This is a genomic window from Serratia sp. L9, assembly GCF_050632285.1.
Taxonomy (GTDB): Bacteria; Pseudomonadota; Gammaproteobacteria; order Enterobacterales; family Enterobacteriaceae; genus Chania.
In genome coordinates this window covers 2,748,815-2,765,343 of the sequence record NZ_CP192591.1, presented here as the reverse complement: position 1 = coordinate 2,765,343, position 16,529 = coordinate 2,748,815, and the positions used below count along the sequence as shown (strand labels likewise).

8 protein-coding genes, 3 other RNA genes and 4 pseudogenes are annotated in these 16,529 nt (G+C 56.9%); 7 read left to right on the top strand and 8 right to left on the bottom strand.

The annotated features are described in order from the left end of the window. Position 1 precedes the first annotated feature (1 nt). The 3 genes from ACQ86O_RS13030 to ACQ86O_RS13020 all read left to right on the top strand — a co-directional run bounded on the left by ACQ86O_RS13030 (position 2) and on the right by ACQ86O_RS13020 (position 525). Positions 2 to 127, top strand: a non-coding RNA gene (locus tag ACQ86O_RS13030) — RtT sRNA. 73 nt (positions 128 to 200) lie between these two features. Continuing rightward, positions 201 to 326, top strand: a non-coding RNA gene (locus tag ACQ86O_RS13025) — RtT sRNA. Positions 327 to 399: 73 nt separating this feature from the next. Then, positions 400 to 525: non-coding RNA, RtT sRNA (locus ACQ86O_RS13020), on the top strand. 197 nt (positions 526 to 722) lie between these two features. On the opposite strand, the gene dhbA is transcribed toward ACQ86O_RS13020, so the two are convergent. The 4 genes and pseudogenes from dhbA to ACQ86O_RS13000 form a co-directional block, all read right to left on the bottom strand. Then, the gene (gene dhbA, locus ACQ86O_RS13015) at positions 723 to 1,481 is read right to left on the bottom strand and encodes a 2,3-dihydro-2,3-dihydroxybenzoate dehydrogenase (RefSeq protein WP_431225545.1); all 759 of its coding nucleotides are present in this window, start codon (positions 1,479 to 1,481) and stop codon (positions 723 to 725) included. Next, positions 1,481 to 2,334: pseudogene (locus ACQ86O_RS13010) on the bottom strand (isochorismatase family protein). Before ACQ86O_RS13010 ends, dhbA begins: the two are co-directional and overlap by 1 nt. 2 nt (positions 2,335 to 2,336) lie before the next feature. Continuing rightward, a pseudogene (locus tag ACQ86O_RS13005) lies at positions 2,337 to 3,964 on the bottom strand ((2,3-dihydroxybenzoyl)adenylate synthase). Between the two features lie 10 nt (positions 3,965 to 3,974). Continuing rightward, on the bottom strand, positions 3,975 to 5,183 hold the full coding sequence (locus tag ACQ86O_RS13000; protein WP_431225544.1) for an isochorismate synthase: 1,209 nt from the start codon (positions 5,181 to 5,183) through the stop codon (positions 3,975 to 3,977). A 192-nt stretch (positions 5,184 to 5,375) separates the two neighbouring features. On the opposite strand from ACQ86O_RS13000, the pseudogene fepB reads away from it, so the two are divergent. Beyond that, positions 5,376 to 6,334 (top strand): annotated as a pseudogene (gene fepB, locus ACQ86O_RS12995) (Fe2+-enterobactin ABC transporter substrate-binding protein). Here fepB and entS read toward each other — a convergent pair. After that, positions 6,321 to 7,589 carry an enterobactin transporter EntS gene (gene entS, locus ACQ86O_RS12990; RefSeq protein ID WP_431225543.1) on the bottom strand — a complete coding sequence of 423 codons (1,269 nt, stop codon included), beginning with the start codon at positions 7,587 to 7,589 and terminating at the stop codon, positions 6,321 to 6,323. The pseudogene fepB and the gene entS overlap by 14 nt on opposite strands. Positions 7,590 to 7,739: 150 nt before the next feature. Here entS and fepD point away from each other — a divergent pair, with 150 nt between their 5' ends. The 3 genes from fepD to ACQ86O_RS12975 are packed head-to-tail and all read left to right on the top strand — an operon-like array spanning position 7,740 to position 10,637. Then, positions 7,740 to 8,813: a Fe(3+)-siderophore ABC transporter permease gene (fepD, locus tag ACQ86O_RS12985; protein ID WP_431225542.1), complete on the top strand. Its 1,074-nt coding sequence runs from the start codon at positions 7,740 to 7,742 to the stop codon at positions 8,811 to 8,813. A 1-nt stretch (position 8,814) separates the two neighbouring features. Beyond that, the gene (gene fepG / locus ACQ86O_RS12980; protein ID WP_431225541.1) at positions 8,815 to 9,840 is read left to right on the top strand and encodes an iron-enterobactin ABC transporter permease; all 1,026 of its coding nucleotides are present in this window, start codon (positions 8,815 to 8,817) and stop codon (positions 9,838 to 9,840) included. After that, on the top strand, positions 9,837 to 10,637 hold the full coding sequence (locus tag ACQ86O_RS12975; RefSeq protein WP_431225540.1) for an ATP-binding cassette domain-containing protein: 801 nt from the start codon (positions 9,837 to 9,839) through the stop codon (positions 10,635 to 10,637). Before fepG ends, ACQ86O_RS12975 begins: the two co-directional genes overlap by 4 nt. A 35-nt stretch (positions 10,638 to 10,672) precedes the next feature. Here ACQ86O_RS12975 and ACQ86O_RS12970 read toward each other — a convergent pair whose 3' ends face one another. The 3 genes and pseudogenes from ACQ86O_RS12970 to fes form a co-directional block, all read right to left on the bottom strand. Continuing rightward, positions 10,673 to 14,620 carry an enterobactin synthase subunit F gene (locus ACQ86O_RS12970; RefSeq protein WP_431225539.1) on the bottom strand — a complete coding sequence of 1,316 codons (3,948 nt, stop codon included), beginning with the start codon at positions 14,618 to 14,620 and terminating at the stop codon, positions 10,673 to 10,675. 40 nt (positions 14,621 to 14,660) lie between these two features. Next, positions 14,661 to 14,867, bottom strand: a complete 207-nt coding sequence (locus ACQ86O_RS12965; protein ID WP_431225538.1) for an MbtH family protein — start codon at positions 14,865 to 14,867, stop codon at positions 14,661 to 14,663. A 10-nt stretch (positions 14,868 to 14,877) separates the two neighbouring features. Continuing rightward, positions 14,878 to 16,229 (bottom strand): annotated as a pseudogene (gene fes, locus ACQ86O_RS12960) (enterochelin esterase). Positions 16,230 to 16,529: the final 300 nt, after the last annotated feature.

Sequence of the window (16,529 nt, the reverse complement as noted above, 5' to 3'; positions counted from 1 at the left end):
CCGAGCAAAGAAGTCGTGTTGGATGAGAACCTGCGTTCAGGTTCGAGCCGAGCGTAGCGAGACGACAACGCGACGCGTTGCCCGCAGGGTGAGGCCAAAGGCCGAATCTATCCTGCACGACCCACCAATTCAGAAAGAAGCGCCTTTAGGCGCTTTTTTCGTATCTGCTCCACACACTCTCTGCCATCTTCAATTTTACCCGAGCAAAGAAGTCGTGTTGGATGAGAACCTGCGTTCAGGTTCGAGCCGAGCGTAGCGAGACGACAACGCAACGCGTTGCCCGTAGGGTGAGGCCAAAGGCCGAATCTATCCTGCACGACCCACCCATTCAGAAAGAAGCGCCTTTAGGCGCTTTTTTCGTATCTGCTCCGCACACTCTCTGCCATCTTCAATTTTACCCGGGCAAAGAAGTCGTGTTGGATGAGAACCTGCGTTCAGGTTCGCGCCGAGCGTAGCGAGACGACAACGCAACGCGTTGCCCGCAGGGTGAGGCCAAAGGCCGAATCTACCCTGCACGACCCACCCATTCAGAAAAAAGCGCCTTTAGGCGCTTTTTTCGTATCTGCTCTGCGCACCTTAGCCTGGTGATTATCCCCTCCCCCCAACAGAAAGAGGACTGAGCATGTCACATTGTTACTCCCGTAACAGGATATGAACGCCCACGGCCAGAAATAACAAGGGAGCCTAATTGGCCCCCTGAAACAAAATTAATCACATCAAGCTCAAGCAGCCAAGGTGGCCCCACCGTCAATCACGATATCCTGCATAGTGATATGACCAGCCCGGTCAGAAGCCAGGAATAAAATGGCATCGGCAATTTCCTGCGGTTGGGCAATCTTGCCCAGCGGGATCCCTAACTTAAACTGTTCAGGGAAGCCATTGATGGTGTTGCGTTCGCCACTTTCATCCTGCCACATCCCACGTTGCATCGGGGTATTGGTCGAACCGGGGGAAACCAGATTACAACGCACGCCGAAAGGTGCCATCTCCAGCCCCACGGTCTGGCACAGGCTGCGTAAAGCGGCCTTGGAAGCACAATATGCAGCCATGCCTACACGAGGCACATGGGCCGCGTTAGAGGCTACGCTGACGATGGCCCCACGCCGCTGACGGCGGAAAACCGGCAAGGTCTGGCGGAACATATTAAATGCGCCACCGGCGTTGACCGCCATACAGGCCAGCCAGTCTGCGCTGCTGGTCTCATCAGCCAGCCCCATACGCAAAATACCGGCTCCGTTAACCAGCACATCCAGTTGCTGATGCTCGGCCAGCAAACGCTGGCAAAGGCTATCAACAGCGTCCCCATCGGCGATATCCAGCACTTCTGTCTGGAAGGGGTAGTCCTGTTCGTCAAAACGCAGGTCGAAACCGATAACTTCCGCACCGCTACGCAAAAACGCCAACGCGGTCTGATAACCAATCCCTGCCCCGGCACCGGTCACCCAGACCCGTTTACCTGCAAAATCATGCCCAGTCGTCATCAGGATTTCCCCTCGGACAGCAGCACCCACCAGCTATCGATTGTCGGTGATCTTGCCAGCGCGATAAAATCGATATCTTCGCGGATTTTCCGCCAACGGGTTGCCAACTCCATAATACGTACTGAATCCAGACCGTAATCAATCAGGTTTTCATCATTACCGATCTCTTCGCTGTCTTCATCAAGCAGCGGGATAATCTGCTGGCGCAGCGCATCGATGCTAGCCATGCCAGGTAACAGATCTGCGGTCATCACCACGCGTCCACAACGCCCGGCGGTGTAGCGCAACGCCATCAAGTGTTCATCACGCGAGAAATCCGCCAGACCATCGGCCACCATAAAGGGTTTGATATTTCTCATAAATGCGTCGATAGCGGTGGTCATACAGCCAATATGCGCGTAAACGCCACAGATAATCAGCTGATCGCGACCACTCTCCTGCAAAATTTCCTGCAACGGTGAACGATGGAATGCGCTGTAGCGCCATTTAACCAGCACCGTATCATCGGCATCCGGTGCCAGTGCGCTAACCACTGCCTGCTGCTCCGGGTGTTTGTTCAAACCTGGCCCCCACATGTCATTCAGCAATGCACGGTCTTCATCACTTTGCTGATTAGGCTGGGCGGTATAAAACACCGGGATACCCTGCTGTTTGCAGTAGCGGCGCAGAGCGGCGATGTTATCCACCACCTGCTTGATCAACGGGCTGTCTTCCCCCAAAAATTGAGGAAATATTGCTGCATATCGTGGATCAGCAGCGCGGCACGTTGCGGCTCAAAGACCCAGTTCACCTTGTTGACCGGCAGTTCAGTCGGTGCTGGTAGCGCGTAATCGTTAAGTTTTGGAATGGCCATGATTATTCTCCCTGAGCCTGAGCCAATTGTTGCGCTTCCAGACGTTCGCGCAGAAGTTTTTTATCGACTTTACCCACCGGGGTTAATGGCAATGATTCCACCAGGATAAAGCGATCGGGCAATTTGAATTCGGCAACGCCTTGTTCACGCAGATGGCGGCGGAAAATCACCGGTTTAACGGCATCGTGCGCCACAATAAAGGCACAGCTTTTTTCGCCCATCAGCGTATCTGGCATTGAAACCAGCGCGGCATTTATCACTGCCGGATGGCGCAGCAGCAGGTTTTCAACTTCCTCTGCGGCAATTTTCTCGCCGCCACGATTGATCTGATCTTTCTGCCGCCCCTGCACCAGCACATAACCGTCTTCAGTCAGGCTGATCAGGTCACCCGAACAGTAGAAACCCTGCTGATCAAAGGCTTCGGCGTTATGCGCTGGGCTCCGATAATAGCCACGGAAGGTATAAGGCCCACGGGTCATCAACCGGCCAGTTTCCCCTACCGGCAGAGGGTTGCCCTGCTCATCGGCTACCCACAGCTCATCATCCGGGCACATTGGCGTGCCTTGGGTGGCAAGAATGTGTTGGTCGTCGTCATCCAGCAACGTGTAATTCACCAGCCCTTCGGCCATGCCAAACACCTGCTGCAGCTGGCAGCCAATCTCATTGCGGATACGGGCAGCCAGGGTTTCCCCAGTTTGGCCCCGCCAACCTGCAATAGCGTCAGACTGGCCAATTGCTGATTACTGCCCCACTCTTCAATCGCCTGCAGCCAAAGGGTAACGGCTGGCGGCACCAGCGCGGTGACCGTGATCTGATGCTGTTCGATAAGTTTGAAGCATTGGGCAGCCGCAGGATCGGTGGCAAACACCACCCGCCCGGCAGCGTAGAACACGCCCAGTACACCCGGCGAACTCATGGGATAATTATGGGCGACCGGCAATGCGCACAGATAACGGGTCGCGCTGTCGAAGCGGCAAATCTCCACGCTGCGGCGAATGCTGTAGTAGTAATCATTATGGGTACGTGGGATCAGTTTAGGTGTACCGGTACTGCCGCCAGAAAGCTGGAAAAACGCCACCTTATCGGCGGCGGTAGGCGTGGCGACAAAAGCACCAGGTTCTTCTTCCAGCCAGGCGGCCAATGCGTGCTCGCCTTCTGCTTGATTACGCAGCCCGACCACGCGCAGCGAAGGGTGTTGCCCGGTGAAGGTATTCAGGAACTGATCCTGCGCAAACAAGGCGTGCTCGCGATCGGCGATCAGTAATGCAGGCTCGATCTGGCTGGCATAGGCGTTCAGCTCACTGCGTTGATGGCTGAACAGGGCGTTCACCGGCACTACGCCGATTTTAAGCAGGGCAAAGAACACCACATAAAATTCAACCACGTTGCCAAGCTGCACAAGCGCGGTATCACCGGCCCCCAGCCCACGCCTTGACAGCGCGGCGGCCAGGCGATCGGAGAGTTGTTCCAACTGGCGGTAGCTCAGGCTACGTTGCGGATCTACCAGGGCTGTCGCGTCATTTTCTGCCTGTCGGGATAAAATTTCGGTCAGCGGCTGATCGATCCAGTAGCCACGTTCGCGGTAACGGCGCGCGAAATCCTCAGGCCAAGGGGTAAAAACAATACTCATAGGGGACTCACTATCCTTGATTAAGGCCAAACGCACGTAAAATGGTACTGAGTTTGGTGCCGGTTTCGTGCCATTCAGACTGCGGGGAAGAATCCTGTACGATGCCAGCACCGGCAAACAGGCGAACCTGATTGGCATTCACGGTGCCGCAGCGAATGGTGACGACCCATTCACCATTACCTTCGGCGTCACACCAACCGACGATGCCACCAAACAGGTCACGGTCAAAAGGCTCAAGCTGTTCGATGAGATCGCGTGCCACCAGCGTTGGTGTGCCGCATAAGGCCGGTGTTGGATGCAACAGACAGGCCAAAGACAGCGCATTTTCTGCCCGGCTGGCGACTTCGCCGTCGATCGGCGTCGAAAGGTGCCATAGCGTGGTGGTACTCAGCAGTTCCGGGGTTGCGGGAATATGCAGATGACTGCATCGCCCGGTCAGAACCTGACGCATGCCTTCAGTGACAATCTGATGCTCATAAAGATCCTTGCTGGAAACCAGCAATTGCTGACTGATTTCCCGATCCCGCTGCGGGTCGCTTTCACGCCGCGCCGAACCAGCCAAAGGGTTGGAATGGAACTGATTACCGTATTTACGCAGCAGCAGCTCAGGGCTGGCCCCTACCAAGGCGCCCTCTTCCAGCGGCACATGGAAGTGGAAGCCATGAGGGTTTTGGGCAATGATGCGCGTCATTAATGTTTGGCGATCGACCGGCTTGCTGGTTTCAATCTCCAACAAACGGGCAAGCACCACTTTATCCAATTGATCGCCCTTGGTGGCCTGCACCGCGTCGGCAACCATCTGCATAAACTGCGTTTGCTCTGGCAATTCTGTTTTACGGGTAATTGCCGGCAAGGCCGTATCGGCAATCTGCATATCCGCCAACAAGGCTTCGCGTTCAAACCACTGCGTCTGTTGGGGGATAAAAAGCGCCGAGGGTTGGCGGGTATCGAAAGGAATTGCGCCACACAGCACCGGATCCTTGATGCCAGCTAATCTGGCTTGTGCAAAGGCCTGCTGTATGGCTTGTTGGAATTTGCCTTGCAGATCGTCACCCTCATTGGCTGGTAGGGTGATCCTGGCAAAACATCCCTGCGTACTCAGACTGCGAAAAGGTGAGGTAAAAAAGAAACCTGAAGTTGGAGAGATCGCGGTGGCCTGCGCCTGGTTCTCACTGTGTTGCAGGCCCTTCTGTGCGGCACCCTTAACGACTACGTCCATCGGTACTTCCTCTTGTTTCATCAATAATAACCGATATAATAATGATTATCATTTGTATTACATCGCGATAAAGTACCTGCCCAAGTAAGCTATGTCAATAATGCCAAACACTTCTTCACCTCCTGATTTATGGTATAAACCTTGTGGGTTTAGCCCAACGAATGATAAGCATTTAGAAAAAGGAACTCATCAATGATAACTCCCCTGCGGATCAGCCTGGCGCTATTTGGGATGCTGGCGCTGAGCCTGGCTCAGGCCGCTACCCAAGAATGGCCTCGCAGCATTGAAACATCACACGGCGTAATAACGCTCAATCAGCAGCCGCAACGGATCGTATCCACCAGCGTTACGGTCACGGGCACCTTGCTGGCGATCGGCGCACCGGTGATCGCCAGTGGAGCAACCACGCCGAATAACAAGCTTTCTGATAAGCAGGGCTTTTTCCATCAATGGGGCGATGTCGCGGCCAAACGTGGGGTGAAGCGGCTCTATATTGGCGAACCTAATGCCGAAGCGATTGCCGGAGAGGCTCCCGATCTGATCGTGATGTCTGCAACCGGCGCAGATTCCGCAGTGCGTCTGTTTGATCAGTTGTCGGCCATTGCGCCAGTATTGGTCGTGAACTACGACGATAAAAGCTGGCAGGAACTGGCCAAAATACTTGGTCAGGCCACCGGTTATGAAGCGCAGGCAGAGAAGATCGTCACCGAATTTGATAACCGGGAGAAAGCGCTGAAGCAACAGATGACGTTACCGCCGCAGCCTACCTCAGCCCTGGTGTTTCGCAGCGATGGTAAGAACGCCAATCTGTGGACTGCTGATTCCTCACAAGGGAAACTTCTGCAACAGCTGGGCTTTACGCTGGCAACCTTGCCGCCAAAGCTCAATGCCAGCACCAGCCAAGGGGCGCGTAAAGACATCGTGCAACTGGGGGAGAAAACCTGGCTGAGGGGTTGAATGGCCAGACCTTGCTGTTATTCGCCAACGATGAAAGCGACGCACAGCGGCTGATGAGCAACAGTTTCCTGGCCCATCTGCCGGCGGTAGAAAACCAGCGGGTTTATGCCCTGGGAAATGACACTTTCCGCCTGGATTATTACAGCGCCAGCAATCTGCTGACGCGTCTGGAAAAGCTGTTTATTTCCCCGTAGCCTCGGTGGCGGGTTGGCGTTCCTCGCTCGGCCCGCCCATGCTCACGTTGCGCAGGCCGCGCATGGCAAATGCCAGCACCACAGCCAATAGCGCCGCCCCCAGGCCAAAGCTGGTTGAGCTCATTGCTGGCAGCATAAATGCCCCCATCGCACCGAGCAGCAAAGCGCCGAGCGCATCTCCCACCACGTTCTGAGCGGTCCACAAGCCATTAATCCGGCCCAGAAATGCATCTGGCGTCAGGTTTTGAATCAGGCCATATTGCAGCAAGGAATTGAGTGCGCTGAGATAGCCAAACACCACCAGGCACAGCAGCGCCATGCCGTACCACGGCATCAGGCCAAACAGCCCCACGGCAACAAAAGCCGCAATGGCCGTCAACAGCATCATCCAACCAGGACGCGCCACCTGCGCCACCCGGCCGCTGGTAAATGCACCAATCGCCGCCCCCAGGGGCACTGCTGCGTACATCACGCCCAAACTGCCGGTACTGACATTCCACATGCCGGAGATTGCCGGGTATAACACGCGTACCGCACTGGCCATGGTCATCAGCGCACCAATCAGCGCCACCATACCAATCACCTTGTTTTGCAGCAGGAAGGTAAAACCGCCAATTAACGCCCGCAGCGGGTGTTCACGCGGCTGTGGAGGCGGTTGCAACCGGGGTAACTTTAATAGCGGGATTAACGTCAGCAAAGTGCCCAAAGCGGCCAACGCATAGTTCCAGGTGACGCCTGCGCTGGCGATCACCAGGCCGCCAATCGCGGGCGAAAGGATCGAACCAAAGCGCACGGTCAGCATACTGATCGCCCCGGCCTGAACGATATTCTCACGGCCCACAATGGCCGGTGTCGCTGCCAGTAGCGCCGTGACTCCCACCGCCCCAAAGAAACCGTCCCATACCGCCAGCAGATAAATAGCCGCCAGCGAAGGCTCAGGTAACGCGGCGTTCAAGCTCAGGCCAATAAACCCCACGCCGCAGGTGGAACGGGCAAACAGGATCAATCGGCGGCGTTCATGGCGATCGGCCAATACACCGCCCATCAGCAAGCCAGCGAACATCCCGCCGCCCGCCAAGGTCACCGCCAGGCCGACCAACAGAGTGGAACCGGTTAACGCCTGGATTTGCACCGGGATAGCGATCGCCATCAGGCCTAATGCCAGAATCGAAATAAAGCGGGCACAGAATACAGCGCGAAAAGCGGGGTGGGTTTTCAGCAGCCCGAAATCGAGCAAAATAGAGGGTTTATTCATTTTGTTATCACCACAACTTATATCCTTGATCAACAGCTCAAAATTCATCAGGCACAGCGCTAGTGCTGGTTAGGCTGTCATGCTACCATAGAAAAACACAATCAATAATGATAATAAATATCATTCATATTCAGTTTAAAATGGGCTGTCATGTTCCGGCTTACAAGTCATTGCTCTCCCCCGTTACCCGATCAGAAGGGTCTTCTATTTCTGGGCTTATCCCGTTCATTCTGGCTGCGTTTGCTTGGCCTCCTTTGTGCCATCGTCATCCTGTTGCTGGTGATGATGCTCAGCCTGTCGTTAGGGGCAAAATCCATTCCTTTCAACACCGTTATTGATGCCCTGAATGGCCAATGCAGCGGCGTGGATTGCGTCATCATTACCGAAGCCCGCCTGCCAAGGACGTTAATCGGCGTGCTGGCCGGTGTGGCGCTCGGGCTGGCTGGTGCACTGATGCAAACCCTCACCCGCAACCCACTGGCCGACCCTGGCATTCTGGGGGTGAACTTCGGAGCCGGATTCGCCGTAGTGCTGGGCATTACCTACTTTGGCGCGACCAACGTCAGCGAATATATGTGGTTTGCCTTTGCCGGGGCGCTAGGGGCTTCGCTGTTAGTGGCGCTGGTTGGCGCTTTGGGTGGCAGCCGCCTGAACCCCGTGCGCCTGACGCTGGCCGGTGTAGCGCTGGCGGCGGTGCTGGAAGGAATGACCTCCGGTATCTCGCTGCTTAATCCGATGGTGTTCGATCAGTTGCGCTTCTGGCAGGCAGGTTCACTCGATATTCAAAATATGGGCGTGGTACGTACCGTTACGCCGCCAATTGTGCTGGGGACGTTGATCACCTTGTGGCTCAGCAAAGCGCTCAACAGTTTGAATATGGGTAATGACCTGGCGGCGGCCCTGGGAACCGGCATTATCCGCACCCAATTGCTGGGCCTGGTTGCCATCACCTTACTCTGCGGTGGAGCAACCGCAGCCGTTGGCCCTATTGCTTTTGTTGGGCTGATGATGCCCCATATCGCCCGGCGGCTGGCTGGTTCCGAATTACACTGGATGCTGCCCTGGACGCTGGTGCTAACCCCCATCCTGATGTTGAGTGCCGACTTGTTAGGGCGCTTTCTGGTATCGGGGGAACTGCAGGTTTCGATTGTGCTTTCGCTGATTGGCGCCCCGATGCTCATCGTGCTGGTTCGCCAGCGCCGTATGTTCCGGCGGGAAGGATAAGATGAGCCAGTTGGTTTCCCGGCTGATCCTGACCCAAAAACCCTGGCGGCTGGCGCGCCCGCTGGCCACCGCGCTGTTGTTATTGCTTGCTTGCCTGGCACTGGCTGTTTATGCCCTTGGCTCCGGTACGCTGCAACTCAGCGCTGCGCAGGTGATTGATGCAATACGTGGCGAAGGCCCGGCCAACCTATCAGTCATCGTTACCCAGTGGCGTTTGCCACGCGTCGCCATGGCTTTGCTGTTAGGTGCAGCACTTGGCCTGAGCGGTGCTATTTTCCAATCGCTGCTGCGCAACCCGCTGGGTAGCCCGGATGTGATTGGTTTCAATACCGGTGCCTACAGCGGTGTGTTGGTGGCGATAGTGCTGTTTAACAGCGGGGTTATCGGTATTACTTCCGGCGCTCTGGCCGGGGGCCTGCTCACCGCCGGGCTGGTTTACCTGCTGGCCTGGCGCAACGGGGTAGAAACCTTCCGCCTGATCATTGTCGGCATCGCCGTGCGTGCGCTGCTGTTTGCCGCTAATACCTGGATGATTGTCAGCGCTTCACTGGAATCGGCCATGACCGCAGGGCTATGGAGCGCGGGTTCACTCAACGGCATTACCTGGGCCAAGAGCCTGCCGGTGCTCGTCGTGATCCCGCTGGCGTTGTTGCTGTTGGTCGCATTGACCAGGCGCATGCGGCTACTGGAAATGGGCGATGATACCGCCTGTGCCCTGGGCGTTGGCGTCGAGCGTTCGCGCCTGTTGCTGTTATTTGTCGGGGTGCTGCTAACTGCCACGGCTACCGCCGTGGCAGGTCCGATTTCATTTATAGCCCTGGTGGCCCCGCAAATAGCCCGCCGCCTGTGCGCCAACCAAAACGTCCTGCTGCTAACTGCATTGACCGGTGCGCTGCTGCTCTTGCTGGCCGATGTAGCGGCACAGCGGTTGTTTATACCTTATCAGTTGCCGGTCGGCATACTGACCGTCAGCCTGGGCGGGATCTATCTGATTTGGTTGCTAATCCGTGAGTCACGAAAAAAATGAATGCTGAACCCCAGTTAACCGCACCGCTGCGTGCCGAAAACCTGACGCTGAGCTACGACAAAAAAATCGTCGCACGCGATCTTTCAGTGTCGATCCCTCAGGGCGAACTGACGGTGATCATTGGCCCAAATGCCTGTGGCAAGTCCACACTGCTGCGCACCCTCAGCCGTTTAATGCAGCCGCAAGCAGGCTCGGTTTGGCTCAACGGCAGACAAATCCGCGAATACCCCACCAAAGAAGTGGCCCGCCAGCTAGGCCTGCTGCCACAAAGTTCAATCGCACCAGGCGACATTACGGTATTCGATCTGGTGGCCCGTGGCCGCTACCCGCATCAGCGCCTGTTCAGCCGCTGGCGGGAAGAGGATCAGCAGGCAGTGGAGCACGCTATGCGTTCTACCGGCGTGGCTCAACTGGCCGATCAACCGGTGGATACCCTGTCTGGCGGGCAACGCCAGCGGGTGTGGATCGCTATGGTGCTGGCACAGCAAACTCCGTTATTGCTGCTGGATGAACCCACCACCTGGCTGGATATCACCCATCAAATCGAGCTGTTGGAGCTGCTACGCCAATTGAACCGGGTGAATAACTACACCCTGGTGGTGGTGCTGCACGATCTCAATCATGCCTGTCGCTATGCGACGCACCTGATCGCCATGCGTGAAGGTAACGTGGTGGCGGAAGGGGCCCCCAAAGATATCGTGACGCCAGAACTTATCGAAGAGGTCTACGGGCTGAAGTGCGTGATCATTGACGATCCGGTCTCCCATACGCCGTTGGTCGTGCCGCTGGGGAAATAACCCATCGGCCCCCGAAAGGAGGCCGACTCAGAATATTACAGCGCTCGCAGTACCCGGTTCAGCAATGGGCCGAGCACCTTGAACGACGCCGGGGAAACGATATCCACATGTGCGCAGTCCAGCTCATGCACCTGCAGCGCATCGACATATTCCGCCCAGGTTTGCTGCACGTCCATACCGGCCTGCAAGGTACGTTTGGCGACAAACAGCGTCGCCTGCCCTTTAAACGCTGCGGTGCGGGTATGTGATAACAGCCTGACCGAGTCTGCGTAGTTGGCCTCGATATTATCGAACATCGCCACCCGCGTTTCACCCAACGCCGGATCGAGCGTATCCTCCGATACCGCCAGGAACTGCTCACGCTCACGCTGCACTTCTTTCAGCACGTTGTCGTCCAGCATCACATCCCAGTTCTGGGTTTCTGGCGGATAGGTATCCAGCAAGCCGAGGAAGGCAACCTCCTCACCACGCGCCTGCAAACGAGCCGCAATGCCCTGCGCTAACGTGCCACCCAGGGAATAACCAACAAAGTGATACGGGCCCCGAGGCTGCACGGCTAACACCGTTGCCAAATGTGCATCGCACACCTGATCCATATCCTCACCCAACGCCAGCGGCCCGTCTGGCCGTGGCGACTGGATGCCCACCAGCGACCAATGCTGATCGATATAACGCGGCAGCACGCTGAACTGCCAGGAGAAACCGGAAGCCGGATGCAGGCAGAACAGCGTAGGGCCATCGGTGACGCGCAACGGCAGCACGCTGTCAAAACCGCATTGGTCCGCCTCTTCCTGGGTCCGCTCTTCTGCCAGTAATTGAGCCAGTTGCTCCACTCTGGAAGCCACCATCACCTGCCCTACCGACACAGCCTTACCCAGAACACGCCGCAACTCCGCCGCCAACCGCATGGCCAGCAACGAATGTCCACCCAAGGCAAAGAAATCGTCATCGGCAAACACCTGTTCGCGTTGCAGCAAGCGGGCGAATACGGCGGCAATTTCGGTCTCCAGCCCTGGTTCCGCCCTTCGTCCGGCCTTTCTGGCAGCGTTTTGCGGCTGTGGCAAGGCTTTACGATCGAGCTTACCGTTGGCGCTGAGCGGCAATTCGGCCATTTCAACCAGTGCAACCGGAACCATATGCGGCGGCAGACGATCCGCCAGTGCGGCCTGCAATGCTTCACTATCCAGTTGTACCTCTGGCTGTGGCACCAGATAACCGACCAGTTGCCGCGCATCGCCGCCCATGGCATCGGCCACCGTGCCGTCCAATACCAAGGCATGGGCCACCGCCTGACGCACGCCCGGCAAAGAAAGCAGCGCATGGTCTATCTCACTGAGTTCAATGCGCTGGCCGCGAATTTTCAGTTGATCGTCACTACGCCCCAGATATTCCACCGCCCCGTCTGGCAACCAACGCGCCACATCGCCAGTGCGATACATCCGCCCACCGTTGCCTTGCGGATCCGCCACAAAACGGCTGGCGGTCAGATCCGGCCTTGCCAGATAGCCATGCGCCAACTGCACCCCGGTGAGATAAAGATCGCCCGCTACACCTGGAGGAACGGGCCTTAACCGCGCATCCAAGATGCGTAAGCCGGTATTCCACACCGGCAAACCAATAGGCACGTTAGCACCAGTGACGGCCGCCAGGGGCTCACCAAAGGCCGGATGCCAGGTCACATCCACTGCCGCCTCGGTTGGCCCATAGAGATTATGTAATGGCACCTGAGTACGGCTCTGCCACAAGCGGCACAGCTCTGCCGGTAACGCCTCGCCGCTGCAGAATACCTGCCGTAGCGGCTGGCAGTGGGCGATCGCCCTTTCGCTGTCCAACGCACCGACGAAGGCCGCCAGCATCGAAGGGACAAAGTGCATGGTAGTAACATTGTGGCGCTCGATCAGCGTCAGCAGTTGTTGCGGATCGCGGTGTGCCTCCGGTGGCGCCATGACTAACTGCGCGCCCACCATCAGTGGCCAAAAGAACTCCCACACCGAAACATCAAAGCTGCATGGCGTTTTTTGCAGCACCACATCGTCTGCCGCCAGCGGATACTGATGTTGCATCCACAGCAGGCGGTTGACGATGGCCTGATGCCCAACCAACACGCCTTTTGGCCGCCCGGTGGAGCCGGAGGTGAAGATGATGTAGGCAGGATGATGCGGCGTCGGGCCTTGAATATCGATAGGTGCGCAAGCGCCAGGCTGCAAAGGTGCATCGTACAACAGCACTTCGCCCTGGCCCGCAAAGCGTGATTGCTGAGAGGCATCGGTAATAATCAGGCGCGGTGCCGCATCTTCCAGCATCATGCTGAGGCGCTCATCCGGGTAACCGGTATCCAGCGGCAAATAGGCCGCCCCTGCCTCCACAATTGCCATCAGTGCCAACGACAGAAATACCGAGCGCGGCAGTGCCACGGCAACAATATCACCGGGCTGCACGCCTTCAGCCACCAACTTGCGAGCCAATGCGCTGGCTTGCTCGCGGGTTTCACGGTAGCTGAACTGGTAATGTTGATCCGCTAAAGCCGGGGCATCCGGTGTTTTATCCGCTTGCCTGGCCAGCAGACCACTGAGGGTTTGCGGCGCTACCGGGTAGGCAGTATCGTTCACCCGTGCCAGCAGGGCATGATCTTTCTCCGTCAGCAGATCGGCTTCACTCACCGGCAAGGCAGGGTGTTCCGCAAACTGACGCAACAGCAACGGCAGGCGCTGCAGGTGTTCGGCCAGTTCCTGACGCTGATAGCGTTCGGCATTGGCCAGCAATTCAATTTTCAGCGCGCCGGACTCGTCGATAAACAGGGCGATTTCCAGATCGCGCACCGGCCCAGAAGCCAGATCGTGAGTAATTCCGGCGATACCGGCAAAATCGAGCTGATAGTCGAACATTTTGAAGTTAAAGACGGTGCCATACAGCGGCTGGCTATCGCCAATGCGCCCCAGATCGCGCTGCACCTGTTCGGCATCATAGCGTTGATGACGGCGAGCGAATTTAAGCTCGCGGCTGATTTGCGCAGCAATCTCCCCCAGTGTGGCCTGCGGTGCCACATGCATCTCGACAGGCAATACATTAATCACCGGGCCGGTCGCGCAGAGTGCGGCAGACCCCATGCGGCGCATAAAAATAAACCCGGCACTGAAGCTTGGCTGGCCGGTCAGGCGCGCAACCCACACGGCAACCAGCGCCATTGCCATATCGGCGGCGCTGAGCTGCTGCTGTTGGCCTGCGCGAACCAACGGCGAAAAGTCTTGCGCACTACAAAGCTGTGCTAACCGGTGAATACGCGTAGACGGCGCTTGTCCTGCCAGGGGCTGCGGGCAGAGGGTCGCAGGCGTCGGTAATTGCCGTGCCTTGTTAAGCCAGAAATCGGCATCGCGCTGGTAGCCCGGAGACTGTTGATACTGCTGATATTCTGCCACCACCTCGCTGAACGGCGTGAAAGGTGTAGGCTCGGGTTGTTCCTGTCGGCACAGGCTGGAGTAGATATTGGCGATACGGCGAGCAATGGCGGTAAAGCTGAAACCGTCGACCACCAGATGATGATACCGCTGATACCAGAACCAGCGATCGTCAGCCAGACGCATTAAAATATGGCGATACAGCGGCTTGCCACAGCTCACGCGCAATTCTGCGCCAAGATCGATCTGCATCAGGGCATCGGCCGCCGCCTGCGCATCTGCTGAATCGCCCAAATCTACCCATTCCGGTGCCACGATCGGCATAGTTGCGTCATAGCTCTGCATCGGCACGCCATCTCGCTCGGTGAAACGCAGGCGCAGGGTGTCCACTTCGGCCAGTCCGAGCGAAATAGCCTGGAGCAGATGGTCTTTATTCACCGGGCCGTTCAGCTCGATATAGTGGGCTACCGCATAGGCATTACCGTGCGGTGAGATCTGATCGGCAACCCAGATACCGGGCTGCGCTGCCACCAATGGCAGTTCAGCAATGACCTGCTGCCCAGTGGCTAAAATAGAGGTTTCTGACACAACGTTTACTCCAATGTCGATAATCGCTTCGGCGGCACCATCAAGCCTGACGCTGTGATGCGGGCCGCATATCCTGCCAATGCTGTTCCAGCCAGGTAACGCAGTGCCCACGGGAAGCCGGGCCAAAAACACTGACCCACCCCGCCGGAATGGCGCTGAAATCTGGCCACAGGCTGTAAAGCTCCTCGTCATTGCGCAGGATGTGGCAGCTTTGCTGCTCATCATCGAACGGATTCAGGTATTCCATTATTGACTCCCTAAGCATGCAGATGACGGGTGAGTGGCGTAGATTCGACGCGGTGACTCACCTTCTCTGACCAAATTTCCTGTAAACCATCCAGCAAGCCGCCGCGCCAGCACAGCGCGTCATGCCCCCTTCCACCACCCGGAACTGCACCTGATGCCCACAGTCACCTAACAGGGCAGCCATGCGATCGCTGGTCTGATGAACCAGATTTTCGTGCGTCCCGGCCTCCAGAAACACGTTCAACTTGCCTTGGTGACCCAATTGCTGCTGTTCGATTTGGCGTATCAGCCAGCAGGCATCATCAGGCACCGTGGCCAACTGCAGCATGTCGCGCCGTGGCCACCAGAAAGAACCAGACTGGCTGATGACGGCGCCAAATCGATTTGGCCAGCGCAGGCCGGCATACAGTGAAGACAGGCCGCCAAAACTTTGCCCGGCCACCACGGTATCGGCCGCTTCACGACTATGCGCAGCCCACCCGGCCAGCTGCGGTAACAGCTCTTCCTGCACTGCCAGCCAGAATTCATCATTACAAGGCAGTTCCCGCGCACGGTGTTTCTGATCGATAACGTCGATCAGCAGATAGACCGCCTCCGGTAATTTCCCTGCGCGGGTCAGTTGCATCAGCGGATCCCATACGGGCATCTGCTGCGCCCAAAACTGGCCATCCAGCAAGATAGCCAATGGCCGTGTTGCGGGGTTGCTCGAACCGGTGGAGTAAACCCAGACGTGACGCGTGGTATTTAGCCTTTGGCTATGCCAGGTATGGCGGTGCAGCTTGGCTGGAGGGGCTGGCGTACAGCGCCCGCTGGCAGTGACATAGTTGTCGAAATCCTGCCAGGCAAGCTGTTGTGGAGCCTGCGGCATATGCAGCCCGGACAGGAAATGTTCGCCGACACCAGGCCAGGCACGGTAAGGGTTGAGCAGATCCTGTGTGGCGCTGGCAAAAATCCGCTGCCACCAGTGACGGAGGGTATGCATGTTGGCATGCGTATCTTCCTGGTGCAGCTCTAGCGGACGATCGTCCATGCTGGGGATAAAGCAGTAGCTGCCACGCCAGTCGCCTTTCAGCTCGGTTTGCCAATACCAGACATCTGATCCGCTCAACCGCTGCAGGCTTTGTGGCGGTGAGGATTGATGGTGATCGGTAAGGCAGTTGATATGGATCCAAACGCGCCGGTAAGCAGAGGTAAATTCGCATCCCTGAGGATCGCGCCAGAAAAACGTGACCTTCCAGCGTCCATTATCCATTGGCTCTACCCATGGCGTACCACGCCGGGCAATCTCCAGCCACCAACCGTGGCTTCCTGCATGCTTGCTCGCTAATACCCTACTGCTTTCTGGCTGTTGTTCTGTTTTCAAAACGCCCACTCATTATGTAGTTGGCTTAGCACGTCGTCCGGCTCCGGTTTGCCGTTGCCGTAGCGTACTAAAAAAACGGTATAAGGAATACTATTGATAATTATTTGCATTTGCAATAGTGTGTAAAGGCTCGTAAATAGGGCTGGCATTCTTCAACAGGGACGGGTGCCGAAATATTGAGCGGAATATCACGGCCGGGTTCGTCCCGGTATCTCGGGATCCGCTGTTTTTTTGACTACACAATAAAACTACAACCGGCCATTCCGCTGCTGGGGCGACAACCCTATGGATTTCAACTTG